Source organism: Massilia sp. 01N417, from assembly GCF_056399645.1.
This window is the reverse complement of the sequence record NZ_JBFTRS010000024.1, coordinates 58,233-71,028: the sequence shown is the minus strand read 5'-3', so window position 1 is coordinate 71,028 and position 12,796 is coordinate 58,233. Positions and strand designations below refer to the sequence as shown.

The 12,796-nt window shown below is 69.1% G+C and carries 9 protein-coding genes; 5 read left to right on the top strand and 4 right to left on the bottom strand.

Going from position 1 to position 12,796, the window contains the following annotated elements; translation table 11 throughout:
* Positions 1 to 141: 141 nt before the first annotated feature.
* From AC1DOQ_RS22305 to AC1DOQ_RS22290, 4 genes are all read left to right on the top strand, one after another.
* A complete protein-coding gene (locus AC1DOQ_RS22305) occupies positions 142 to 1,206 on the top strand; it encodes a phosphotransferase family protein (protein ID WP_477369225.1) in 1,065 nt (354 codons plus the stop codon).
* A gap of 75 nt (positions 1,207 to 1,281) precedes the next feature.
* Positions 1,282 to 2,502, top strand: a complete 1,221-nt coding sequence (locus tag AC1DOQ_RS22300; RefSeq protein WP_477369223.1) for an acyl-CoA dehydrogenase family protein — start codon at positions 1,282 to 1,284, stop codon at positions 2,500 to 2,502.
* 52 nt (positions 2,503 to 2,554) lie between these two features.
* A complete protein-coding gene (locus AC1DOQ_RS22295; RefSeq protein ID WP_477369221.1) occupies positions 2,555 to 7,051 on the top strand; it encodes a PAS domain-containing protein in 4,497 nt (1,498 codons plus the stop codon).
* On the top strand, positions 7,048 to 7,968 hold the full coding sequence (locus AC1DOQ_RS22290) for a diguanylate cyclase (RefSeq protein WP_477369219.1): 921 nt from the start codon (positions 7,048 to 7,050) through the stop codon (positions 7,966 to 7,968). Before AC1DOQ_RS22295 ends, AC1DOQ_RS22290 begins: the two co-directional genes overlap by 4 nt.
* Positions 7,969 to 7,974: 6 nt before the next feature.
* On the opposite strand, the gene AC1DOQ_RS22285 is transcribed toward AC1DOQ_RS22290, so the two are convergent.
* Genes AC1DOQ_RS22285 through AC1DOQ_RS22275 form a run of 3 tightly spaced genes read right to left on the bottom strand, consistent with a single transcriptional unit; the run spans position 7,975 to position 10,785 of the window.
* Positions 7,975 to 8,430 (bottom strand): MaoC family dehydratase, encoded by a 456-nt coding sequence (locus AC1DOQ_RS22285; RefSeq protein WP_477369217.1) that lies wholly within the window; start codon positions 8,428 to 8,430, stop codon positions 7,975 to 7,977.
* On the bottom strand, positions 8,427 to 9,584 hold the full coding sequence (locus AC1DOQ_RS22280; RefSeq protein WP_477369215.1) for an acyl-CoA dehydrogenase family protein: 1,158 nt from the start codon (positions 9,582 to 9,584) through the stop codon (positions 8,427 to 8,429). Before AC1DOQ_RS22280 ends, AC1DOQ_RS22285 begins: the two co-directional genes overlap by 4 nt.
* 10 nt (positions 9,585 to 9,594) lie before the next feature.
* The gene (locus AC1DOQ_RS22275; protein ID WP_477369213.1) at positions 9,595 to 10,785 is read right to left on the bottom strand and encodes an acyl-CoA dehydrogenase family protein; all 1,191 of its coding nucleotides are present in this window, start codon (positions 10,783 to 10,785) and stop codon (positions 9,595 to 9,597) included.
* A 173-nt stretch (positions 10,786 to 10,958) separates the two neighbouring features.
* Here AC1DOQ_RS22275 and AC1DOQ_RS22270 point away from each other — a divergent pair, with 173 nt between their 5' ends.
* Positions 10,959 to 11,912: an IS1595 family transposase gene (locus AC1DOQ_RS22270; protein WP_477369211.1), complete on the top strand. Its 954-nt coding sequence runs from the start codon at positions 10,959 to 10,961 to the stop codon at positions 11,910 to 11,912.
* Between the two features lie 64 nt (positions 11,913 to 11,976).
* Here the strand turns inward: AC1DOQ_RS22270 and AC1DOQ_RS22265 are convergent, their stop codons facing one another.
* A complete protein-coding gene (locus AC1DOQ_RS22265; protein WP_477369209.1) occupies positions 11,977 to 12,723 on the bottom strand; it encodes a PEP-CTERM sorting domain-containing protein in 747 nt (248 codons plus the stop codon).
* Positions 12,724 to 12,796: the final 73 nt, after the last annotated feature.

The following is a 12,796-nucleotide window of genomic DNA, read 5'->3' as shown; positions in this document are numbered from 1 at the left end:
TCGGGATTAAGCTATTATTTAGCGAAAAGAACAACTTGGGCCCCCGCCTGCGCGGGGGCGACGTGAAGAGCCGCGGGGGCGACGTGAAGAGCCGCGGGAACGACGTGGAGAGCCGCGGGAACGACGGCAGCAGGAGACAACATGTTCGAAGAAATGATAGGCACCAAGCCGGTATCCGAACGCCAGCGCTTCGACGGCGCAGCCCTCGGCGCCTGGCTCGAGCAGCATGTGGAGGATTACCCCGGCGGCGCGCCGGCGGTGGAACAGTTCAAGGGCGGCCAGTCGAATCCGACCTTCAAGCTGTCCGCCGGCGGCCGTCATTATGTCTTGCGCGCCAAGCCCGGACCCGCGGCCAAACTGCTTCCTTCCGCCCACGCCATCGACCGCGAATTCCGCGTGATGGACGCCCTGCACAAGGCCGGCTTCCCGGTCGCGCGCCAGTACGCGCTGTGCCTCGACGAATCGATCATCGGCCGTGCCTTCTTCGTGATGGAATTCGTCGAAGGCCGCGTGCTGTGGGACCAGTCCCTGCCCGGGATGACGCGCGAGGAGCGCGCCGCCATCTACGACGAACTGAATCGCGTGATCGCCCAGCTGCACACCATCGATTACGCCGGCGTCAAGCTGGCCGACTACGGCAAGCCCGGCAACTACTTCGCGCGCCAGATCGAGCGCTGGACGAAGCAGTACCAGGCCTCGCAAACCGAGACGATCGACGCGATGGACAAGTTGATCGCCTGGCTGCCGCAGCACATCCCGCCCGGCGACGATACGTCCATCGTCCATGGCGACTACCGCCTCGACAACATGATCTTCCACCCGACCGAGCCGCGCATCCTCGCCGTGCTGGACTGGGAGCTGTCGACCCTCGGCCATCCGGCTGCCGATTTTTCCTACCACTGCCTCAGCTGGCGTATCCCACCCGGCAAATTCCGCGGGATCGCCGGGCTGGACCTGCCGGCGCTGGGGATTCCGGATCAGGACGAGTACATCGCCGCCTACAGCCGCCGCACCGGCCGCACGATCCGCCGCGAGGACTTCGACTTCTATCTCGCCTACAACCTGTTCCGCCTGGCCGGCATCATGCAGGGCATCATGAAGCGCTATGTCGACGGCACCGCGTCCAGTGCCCAGGCGCTCGAGAATGGCAAGGCTGCGCGGCCGATGGCGGAGATGGCCTGGCAGTTTGCGATGCGCAGCCGTTGACGCCGCTGCCGGCCTGCGCGCTGAACTTGGATTCCCGCCTGCGCGGGAACGACGTGCTCACGATAGGGACTACTAATGGACTTCGACTACTCCCCCCGCTGCAAGGACCTGCAAACCAGACTGCTCGCCTTCATGGATGAGCACATCTACCCGAACGAGAAAGCCTTCAAGGAAGAAGTCGACCGCAACGGCCAACAGCAGGGAAACCGCTGGATCCCGACCGCCCTGGTCGAGAACCTGAAGCCGATCGCCCGCCAGCAGGGCTTGTGGAACCTCTTCCTGCCGCGCTCCGAACGCGCGCCCGAGGGCCTGTCCAACCTCGACTACGCGCCGCTGTGCGAGATCATGGGCCGGGTGGCGTGGGCGCCCGAAGTCTTCAACTGCTCCGCGCCCGACACCGGCAACATGGAGACGCTCGAACGCTACGGCACCGAGGAACACAAGCGCCGGTGGCTCGAACCCCTCCTGAACGGCGAAATCCGCTCGGCCTTCGCGATGACGGAACCCGACGTCGCCTCTTCCGACGCCACCAACGTCGAAACGCGCATCGAAAAAGACGGCGGCGACTACCTCATCAACGGCCACAAATGGTGGATCTCCGGCGCCGGCGACCCGCGCTGCAAGCTCTTCATCGTGATGGGCAAGACCGATCCGGCGGCGGCCCGCCACAAGCAGCAGTCGATGATCCTGGTGCCCAGCGATACGCCCGGCATCACCATCAAGCGCCCGCTGCCCGTATTCGGCTACGACGACGCTCCCCACGGCCACTGCGAGATCCTGTTCGAGAACGTCCGCGTGCCGGCCTCGAACATCCTGCTGGGCGAAGGCCGCGGTTTCGAGATTGCCCAGGGCCGCCTGGGACCGGGCCGCATCCACCATTGCATGCGCGCGATCGGCGTGGCCGAGCGGGCGCTGGAGCTGATGTGCAGGCGGCTCGACAGCCGGGTCGCCTTCGGCCGCAAGATCTCCGAACAGGGCGCCTGGCGCGAACGCATCGCCGAAAGCCGCATTCGCATCGATACCGCGCGCCTCCTGACCCTGAAGACCGCGTGGCTGATGGACACCGTCGGCAACAAGCAGGCCCAGTCCGAGATCGCGATGATCAAGGTGCTGGCGCCCACCGTGGCCCAGCAGGTGCTGGACTGGGCGATCCAGGCGCATGGCGCGGCCGGGGTGTCGGACGACTTCCCGCTGGCCTACCAGTGGGCCGGCAACCGCACCTTGCGCCTGGCCGACGGTCCGGACGAAGTCCACCGTAACGCGGTCGCCAAACTGGAGCTGGCAAAATATAGCTGATAACATCGCTTCATGGCGGCGCATGGGCTCCGCGTAGCAGGCGGGGTTCGCGGTGCAGCTGTTCCAACGACGTTTTCTTCCTTCGATCCGCTCGCGGCTGATCACCCTGGTATTCGCCTGCGCGCTGCCGATCCTGCTCGGCTACTTCACCTTCGCGCGCGACGCCGACCGCCGCGAGGCCCAGCACGTGGTCCAGGATGCGCAGATGATCGCGCGCGCCCTGGCGGCGGCGGTGGACCGTGACCTCGACAACGGCGAGACCGCCGCGCGCGCCCTCGCCAACCAGCCAAGCCTGGCGGCCGGCGACCTGGCCACCTTCCATGGCGTCGCGCGCCGCCTGCTGCGGCCGGAATTCCCCGTCTACGCCTTCGTGCTGAGCGGCGCCGACGGCCGCGACCTGCTCGACACCCGCCATCCCTGGGGCACGCCGCTGGCCACCAGCGGCAACGAGGCCGAGGTCCGGCGCGTGTTCGAGACCGGCGACGCCGTCACCTCCGGCCTGCACCGCGGTAACGCCACCCAGCCCTGGGTGATCTCGATCGCGGTGCCGGTCTGGCGCGACGGCAAGGTGGCGTATGCGTTGTCGGTCGAGCAGCGCCCGCGCCGCATCGTCGGCCTGCTGGCCGGCCAGCAGCTGCCCATGGGCTGGGATGCCTACGTCTACGACAACCACGGCCGGATGGTGGCGCGCAGCGGCGAGGCGGTGCGCGGGATCGGTTCGCCGATGCCACCCGAGCTGCGCGATGCCCTGCTGCGCAGCCCGAGCGGCAACGTGACCCTGTCGCGCCCGGGACAGGGCGTCTTCAACGCCGCCTATGCCGGCACGCCCCTGCACGGCTGGACCGTCACCATCGGCTTTCCGCGCGACGCCGCCCGCGAACTGCTGGGCCGTTCGCCCGGCGCGACCCTGGCCGGCATCGGCTTCCTGCTGGCCATCAGCCTGCTGCTGGCCTGGGGCATCGGCGGTTCGATCGCGCGCGACGTCCGCGCCCTGACCGAGCCGGCGGCCGATCTCGGACGCGGCCGCGCGCTCCAGATTCCGCCCCTGCGCACCCTGGAAGCGGCCGCCGTGGCGCGCGCGCTGCGCAAGGTCGAAGGCGACCTGCTGCAATACCGGCAAGGACTGGAAGCCCTGGTGGCGGCCCGCACCAGCGAGCTGCAGCGCTCCAGCGCCCTGCTGGCCAACGTCTACGCCAGCGCGCCGGTGGGCCTGGCCTTCCTCGACCGCGGCCTGCGCATCATCATGATCAACGACTACCTGGCGGCGGTGAACGGGATCCCGATCGCCTCCCATATCGGCCGCACCCTGCCCGAACTGTTCGGCGCGCGCGGGGTGGCGATCGAAGCGCATTACCGCCGGGTCCTGGCCAGCAAGCGCCCGCTGATCGACGTCGAGGACAGCGGCGAGCCGCCGGCCGAACCGGGCGTGATGCGGCACTGGATCTCGAGCTACTACCCGGTCTACGATCCCGATGGCGAGATGGTCGGCATCAACGCGGTGGTGCTCGACATCACCGAGCGCAAACGCCAGGAAGAGCGCAACCGCGACAACGAAGCCCTGTTCCGCGCCCTGTTCGAGGGCGCCGCCGACGCTCACGTGCTGGTGGCACTCGGCGCCGGCTACCTGAGCGCCAACCGGGCCGCGGTGGAGCTGTACGGCTGCGCCGACCTCGACGAACTGCTGCAGCTGTCGCCGGCCGCCGTCTCGCCCGAATTCCAGCCGGACGGCCGCCGCTCCGAGCAGCTCGCCCACGAATACATGCGGCGCGCGATCGACACCGGCTTCTGCCAGTTCGAGTGGATCCACATGCGCCGCGACGGCACCCTGTTCCATGCCGACGTGCTGCTCAACAGCGTCGAGATCGGCGGCAAGGGCATCGTGCACGGCACCGTGCGCGACATCACGGCGCGGGTCCAGACCGACGCCGCCCTGCGCGCCGCCAGCCAGCGCATCGAGCAGAACGAACGCATGATCCGCACCGTGACCGACCACCTGCCGGCCCTGGTCGGCTACTGGGACGCCCAGCTGCGCTGCCAGTTCGCCAACCGCCCCTACCTCGAATGGCTGGGCCGTCCGGCCGCCGAGGTGATCGGCCACACGGCCGATGAGCTGCTCGACGATGCCCAGATGACCCAGGTCCGGCCCTACCTGGACCGCGTGCTGGCGGGCGAACCGCAGTTCTTCGAGCGCCAGCTCCAGCGCAGGGATGGCGGCGAGCCGATCCAGGCCTGGGGCAGCTATATCCCGGACTTCGACGATGCCGGCCAGGTACGCGGCTTCTACATGCTGCACTCGGACGTGACCGAGCTGAAACGCACCCAGTCGCGCCTCGAGGACGCCCTGCACGCCGCCGAAGCGGCCAGCAGCGCCAAGGGCCAGTTCCTGGCCAATATGAGCCACGAGATCCGCACGCCGATGAACGCCATCATCGGCCTGGCGCGCCTGCTCGAAGAGGCGAAGCTGGAACGGCGCGAGCGCGCCTACGTGACGCGGATGCAGATGGCGGCGCGGTCGCTGCTGTCGATGCTGAACGACGTGCTCGATTATTCGAAGGTCGAAGCCGGCCAGCTGGTGCTGGAGCGCACCGGCTTCCGCCTCGACGACGTGCTGGCCAGCGTCGCCGTGCTGGGCACCGCCGCCGCCTGGCACAAGGGCATCGAGCCGGTATTCGCGGTGGCGCCGGACGTGCCGCCGCGCCTGGTGGGCGATCCGATGCGCCTGCAGCAGGTGCTGCTGAACCTGGTCGGCAATGCGATCAAGTTCACGGAACGCGGCGAAGCCGTGCTGTCGATCGGGCTGGCGGACAGCAGCGACGGCCAGGCCGAACTGGCCTTCGAGGTGCGCGACACCGGCATCGGCATCGCGCCGGAACAGCAGCAGCGCATGTTCGAAGCCTTCTCGCAGGCCGACAGTTCGACCAGCCGCAAGTACGGCGGCACCGGCCTGGGGCTGGCGATCAGCCGCCGCCTGGTGGAGCTGATGGGCGGCGACCTGCGGGTGGACAGCGTGCCCGGCAAGGGCACCCGGTTCCGCTTCGCCGCCTGGTTCGGGCTGGACGGCGGCGCGGCACCGGTCCTGGCGGCGCCCGGCGATGCCAGGAGCGTGCTGGTGGCCGACGACAACGCCAGCAGCCGTGAAGCGCTGGCGCGCGCCCTCGAAGGCCGCGGCTGGGACGTCGAGCGCGCGGCCACCGGCGCCGAGGCCCTGGCCCTGCTGCGCGGGGCGCGCCGCTTCGACCTGGCCTTCATCGACAGCGCGATGCCCGACCTCGACGGCGCCTCGGTGCTGTCCTTTGCGCGCGCCGAGGGCGCGGTCGCGATGCCGCGCTGCGCCCTGCTGGCGGCCGATCCGGAGCGCGAGCGCCTGGATGCGCTGACCGCCGACCTCAAAGTCGACGCCGTGCTCGGCAAGCCCTTCACCCCGGCCACGCTCGAGGAAGCGCTCGCCGAACTGCGCGACGGCCGGGCGGCGGCCGCGGCGGGGCCGGCGGCGGCGCCGCTGGTTGGTCGCCTGACCGGGCTGCGCGTACTGGTGGCCGAGGACAACCTGCTGAACCAGGAAGTGGCCAGCTTCGTGCTGCAGCACGCCGGCGCCGAGGCCGACTTCGCCGGCAACGGCCAGCAGGCGATCAGCATGCTGGCCGACGGCAGCCGCCACTACGACGCCGTGCTGATGGACCTGCAGATGCCGGTGATGGATGGTTTCGAGGCCGCGCGCGCGATCCGCGCCATGGGTTACGGCAGCTTGCCGGTCCTGGCGATGACGGCCAACGCCATGGAGGAAGACCGGCGCCGCGCCCTGGAGGCCGGCATGGACGGCTACCTGGCCAAGCCGATCGACGTCGACGAACTGGTGCAGGCGCTGCGGCGCCTGACCGGCCGCGGCGAGGATGGCCAGTCGGATCCGGGCGCCGCCGCGCCGGCGCAGTTGCCGGGCCTGCTGACCGGCATCGACCTGAAGGCGGCCCTGCCGCGCTTCGGCGGCAGCTTCGCCGGCTTCGCCGCCGTGTTCCGGCGCTTCGAGAGCTCGCAGGGCGCCGTGATCGGCGAGGTGCGCGCCCTGCTGGCGGCCGGCGACCGGGTCGGCGCCGGCCAGCTGATCCACCGCCTGCGCGGGGTCGCGGCCAACCTCGGCGCCACCGAACTGGCCGGCCACGCGCTCGAACTCGAACAGGCGCTGCGCTTCGAGGACGAGGCCGCGCTGGCGCTGCGCCTGGCGCGGCTGGAAGGCGCAATGGCGACCGTGCTGGAAGCGGCGCGCGAGCTGCCGGCCGAGGCGCCCGCGGCGGCGCCGCCGGCCGGCATGGCCGAAGCCGATACGGAACGGTCGACCGTCCAGGACGCGTTGGCGCATTTACGCGATTTGCTACAGAATAACAACATGAAGGCGATGGCGCAGTTCGACTCGCTGCGCCCCGCCCTCGCGCAACTGGCGCCGCAGGCGCTGCCGGGCTTGGCGGAGGCGGTGGCCACGCTGCGCTTCGAAACCGCGGCCGCGCTGGTGGAACAACTGGCCGGGACACTGAGGAACAAGGAGGAGGATGCATGAGCTGGACCGATATGGCCATCAACGGTCGCATCCTGGTCGTGGACGACGCGATGGAAAACATCCAGATCCTGCACGCCGCCCTGCAGGACGAGCACGAAGTGCTGTTCGCGCTGGACGGCCCGCGCGCGCTCGAGATCGCCCGCACCCAGCATCCCGACCTGATCCTGCTGGACGCCGTCATGCCCGGCATGGACGGGTATACCGTGTGCCGCGAACTGTTCGCCGCACCCGAGACCAGCGACATCCCGGTGATCTTCGTCACCGCCCTCAAGTCGCCCGAGGACGAGACCCGCGCCCTGGGCGCCGGCGCCGCCGATTTCATCAGCAAGCCGGTCAACGCGGCCGTGGTGCGCGCGCGGGTGCGTACCCAGCTGACCGTCAAGCGCCAGCGCGATGCGCTGCGCGAACTGATCCTCACCGACGCCCTGACCGGGGTCGCGAACCGCCGCGCCTTCGACGAGCGCCTTGAGACCGAATGGCGGCGCTGCGGCCGCGCCCGGCTGGCGGTGTCGCTGCTGCTGGTCGACATCGACCACTTCAAGCTCTACAACGACCATTACGGCCATCCGGCCGGCGACGCCACCCTGGTGCAGGTGGCCGGCGCGATGCGGCGCGCCGCCGGCCGCACCCAGGACCTGGTGGCGCGCTACGGCGGCGAGGAATTCGCGATCCTGCTGCCCCAGCTCGACGAACAGGGCGCGACCGGCGTCGCGCGGCGCCTGATGCACGAGCTGGAGGTGCTGGCCCTGCCGCACGCGGCCTCGCCCACCAGTTCGCGCCTGACGGTCAGCATCGGCATCTCGTCGATGGTGCCGGGCGATCACGGCACGCCCGCCGGCCTGGTCCAGGTGGCGGACGCCCTGCTGTACGAGGCCAAGGCCGGCGGCCGCAACCAGTACCGGACCAGCGCCGCCTGACGGGCCTCAGGCGGCCGGGCGCCGTTTGAACATCCCCATGCCCTCGACCGTGCAGACGGTCTCGCCGTGCTGGTTGAGCGCGACCCACTTCGACCACACCACGCCGCGGTCCGGCTTCGAATTCGAGGCCTTTACCTGGGTGGTCTGGTAGTGCACGTTCAGGGAGTCGCCGGCGCGTACCGGCGCCAGCCAGCGCACGCTGTCGAGGCCCGGCGAACCCATGCTGGTGGACTTCGCCAGCAGGCCGTCGACCACCATCCGCATCATCATGCTGCAGGTATGCCAGCCGCTCGCGATCACGCCGCCGTAGATGGAATGCGCCGCGGCGTCCTTGTCGACGTGGAAGGGCTGGGGATCGTAGGCCGAGGCGAAGGCGATGATCTCCTCTTCCGTCACGCTGCGGGTGCCGAGGTCGATATCCTGGCCCGGGAAGAAATCCTCGAAATACCAGTCGATGCTCATGCCGCCTCCGCTGCCGCGGCCAGGCCGGTGAAACCCGGCTGCGCCATGAAGCGCGCCAGGTGGTGGTCGGAATCGCCCAGCGTCAGCTCGATCGTGCTCAGGCGCTTGAAGTAGTGGGCGGCCGGCAGTTCGTCGGTGACGCCCATGCCGCCGTGCAGCTGGACCGCCTGCTGGCCGACGAAGCGCGCCGCCTGGCCGACCCGGTACTTGGCGGCCGACACCGCCTGCCGGCGCGCGGCCGGCTCGCCGCCGCGCAGGCGCACGGCCGCCAGCAGCGCCATCGAACGGGCCTGCTCGAGGTGGATGTACATGTCGGCCATGCGGTGCTGCAGGGCCTGGAACTTGCCGATCGGGACCCCGAACTGCTGGCGCGTCTTCAGGTACTCGAGAGTGGCGGCGAACAGGGCGTCCATCGCGCCCACGGCTTCCGCGCACAGCAGGCCGGCACCGTAGTCGAGGGCCGCTTCGAGCAGCGGCCAGCCGGCGCCGGGCTGGCCGATCGCGGCTGCGGCATCGACCCGCACGCCGTCCAGGCGGACGTCGGCGGCGCGCTGGCCGTCCAGCATGCGGTATTCGGTGAGCCGCACGCCGTCGGCATCGGCCGGCACCGCGAACAGGGCGATGCCGTCCTCGCCGCGCTGCCCGCCGCCGCAGCGCGCGGACACGACCAGCATCCCGGCCTGGGCGCCGTGCAGCACCACCTTCTTCTCGCCGCCGAGGCGCCAGCCATCGCCATCGCGCTCGGCGCGGGTGGCGATGTCGCGCATGTCGTGGCGCGACTGGCGCTCGCCCAGCGCGCAGGCCAGCTTCAGTTCGCCCGCCGCGACCCGTTCCAGCAGCGCGCCGTGGCCGCCGCCCAGGCGCAGGAATTCGGCGCCCAGCACGGTGGCGAAATAGGGTTCGACCACCAGCCCGCGGCCCAGCTCCTGCATCACGACGAACATGTCGACGGCGTCGCCGGCAAAGCCGCCCTGCTCTTCCGGCACCGGCAGCGCGGTGAGCCCCAGCTCGGCCATCGTGGCCCAGGCCTGGTCCGAGGTGCCGGCGGACGAGTGCACGATCGCGCGGCGCGCCTCGAAGCCGTAGTCGCGCGCGATCCAGCGCTTGAGGGCGTCGGCCAGTTGCAGCTGCTCTTCCTTGAATGCGAAGTCCATGCTTGGTTCCTTACAAACCCAGGATCATCTGGGAGATGATGTTGCGTTGAATCTCGTTCGACCCGCCATAGATCGAGGTCTTGCGATAGTTGAAGTAGTGGGACAGCAGCGGCGCGGCGAAATCGTCGTCGAAAGCGCTGTGTTCGCGCTCGCCTTCCAGGTAGGCTTCGTCGAAGGGCAAGGCCATCGGTCCGGCGGCTTCGACCATCAGTTCCGTGAGGCCTTGCTGGATCTCGGTGCCGCGCACCTTCAGCACCGAGGCTTCCGGGCCGGGCGCCTTGTCGGCCTGCGCCAGCACGCGCAGCACGGTGGTCTCCAGCGCCATCAGCTCGATCTCCAGCCCGGCCACCTTCGCGCCGAACAGCGGATCCTCGATCAGCGGACGGCCGTTCTTCCGCTCGCGGCCGGCCAGGCGCTTGAGGCGCGCCAGCTCGCGCTTGGAGCGGCCGACGGCGGCGATGCCGGTGCGCTCGTGGCCCAGCAGGTATTTGGCATAGGTCCAGCCGCGGTTCTCCTGGCCGACCAGGTTGGCCGCCGGCACCCGCACGTTGTCGAAGAAGACCTCGTTCACCTCGTGATCCTCGTCCAGCATGATGATGGGCCGCACGGTGATGCCGGGGCTGTGCATGTCGATCAGGAGGAAGGAGATGCCCTCCTGCTTGCGCACGCCCGGATCGGTGCGCACCAGGCAGAAGATCATGTCGGCGTGCTGGGCCAGCGTGGTCCAGGTCTTCTGGCCGTTGACGATGTACTCGTCGCCCTCGCGCACGGCGCTGGTCTTCAGCGACGCCAGGTCGGAGCCGGCGCCCGGCTCCGAATAGCCCTGGCACCACCAGTCCTCGCAGGACAGGATGCGCGGCAGGTAGGTGTCCTTCTGGGCCTGGCTGCCGAAGGCCATGATCACCGGCGCCACCATGTTGACGCCGAATGGCATGATCTGCGGCGTGCCGGCGCGCGCGCATTCTTCCTCGAAGATGTGGCGCTGCGCCGGCGTCCAGCCGGGACCGCCGTACTGCTTCGGCCAGCCCGGCGCCACCCAGCCCTGGCGCGCCAGGATCTTGTGCCAGCGGACGTAGTCGTCCTTGCCGAGCCGCAGGTGGTTGAGCACCTTGTGCTGCAGGTCGGACGGCAGCTCCGCCTCCAGGAAGGCGCGTACCTGGTCGCGGAAGGCCAGGTCTTCGCTCGTGTAATTCAGGTCCATCGGGTCTCCTCGTTGTTCTTTGCGGCATGCCAAAAAAGCACGATCGTTCCAAAGATTGTACCCGAATTTACCCAGCCGTTTGGACGAAAAAAAGGGCGCTGTTCGCGCCAAGTGTGGAATCTATTTCGTAAGCCTGCGGTCCAATGTCGACCTGAACCGTTGACGGAGGCCTTATGCAAGCACGGCAGTTCGAACAGTTCCTGCAACGCCTGTCCAACCTGACCCGGCGGCAACGCGCCCGCCTGCTCGAACTGCTGCAATCGGCAGCCGGCCTCGACCGCGTACTCGAGATCGTCGAGCAGCCCGCCGCACTGCTCTGTTGCCCGCACTGCCAGGCCAGCAAACCCTATCGCCACGGTCACGCCCATGGACTGCAGCGCTACCGCTGCCGCAGTTGCCGCCGCACCTTCAACCTGCTCAGCGGGACGCCGCTGGCCCGGCTGCGCTACAAAGGGCATTGGCTCGACTACCTCGGCGGCATGCTCGACTCCCGCAGCGTGCGCCGCGCGGCGCGCGAGATCGGCGTGGCCAGTGCGACCAGCTTTCGATGGCGTCACCGCTTCCTTGCCTTGAGCAAGGACGACCGCCCGCAGCGCTTGAGCGGTATCGCCGAGGCCGACGAGATGTATGTGCTCGAATCGCACAAAGGTTCCAGAAGCCTCGACCGTCCGCCACGAAAGCGCGGCGGCAAGGCGACAAAGCGTGGGATCTCGAACGAGCAGGTGTGCATCCTGGTCGCGCGCGATCGCAGCGGCCAGACCATCGATGCCGTGACCGGCAAGGGCAGCGTCAGCAAGCGGCAGCTAGTGGAACACCTGGGGCCAAGGCTGGAGCGCGACGTGCTGCTGGTGACCGACAGCCACGCCGCCTATCCGGCATTCGCGCGGGAGCTCGGGATCTCACATGAGGCCATCAACGCGAGCGCCGGCGAACGAAGGCGCGGTGCGCTGCACATCCAGAACGTGAACGCGTATCACAGCCGGATGCGCGCCTGGCTGCTGCCATTCCGCGGCGTCGCGAGCCGCTACCTGGGCCATTACTTCGGCTGGCGCTGGGCGCTGGATGGGCAGCGCATTGCCAGCCCCGACGCGTTTTTGAGAGCGGCGCTCGGCAGGTTCAACACTTAGCGCGAACAGCGCCCGAAAAAAAGCGGGCCGCAGCCCGCTGAGTGGTGTTGCCTGCGCTCCTGGATCAGCGTGCGCGGCGACGGCCGAGACCGGCGACGCCCAGCAGGCCGGCCAGCATCAGTGCCACGGACGACGGTTCCGGCAGGTCGGTGGCGTCGGCCAGGTTGCCGCTGCCATTGCCGTTGCCGTTGCCGATGCCGATGCTGATGTCGGTGTTGCCGCCGATGCCGCCGTTACCGCCCGAGCCGACGCTGGTGTCGAGGCCGCCGGTGTTGCCGAGGCCGCCTTCGGTCGGCGTGTTGCCGTTGCCGGTCAGCTTGTCGGTGCCGGTGCTGGCGCCGGTTTCGGTCGGCGCACCGGTGTTCGGGCTGGTGATGCCGCTGTTGTTGCCGCCATTGTTACCGGACTGGGCGCCGCCGCCAACGGTGGAGTGGCCGGCACCGGAGTTGCCGCCCGAGTTGTCGACGATCTTGTAGCCGTCCGGGGTGGCGACCACCGACATGCCGTCGCCCGCCAGGGCGGCTGCCTTTGCAGTGCTCAGGCCGGTCACATAGACACCGTCGATGCCCTGACGCAGGGATACCTTCATGTCGCTGCCGACGCTGGCGCTGACTTTCTGGTACAGGGCCTGGACCAGGGCATCGCTGCCGGCGCCGCGGTTGACCCCTGCGATCACGCTCGAGTCACCTATTGCGCCAGCAACATTGCTGCCGTTGACGATGCCGGCTCCACCCGCTGCCGGGATGACGTCTGCATGGGCCACGCAGGCACCGGCCATCAAAGCCGCTCCAATCAGATAACGTATTGTCATTTTGCGCTCCTTACCAAATGTTAAAATTATGATTACTACAATTGCTGAGTAACCATAACACGAATGCAAGAAG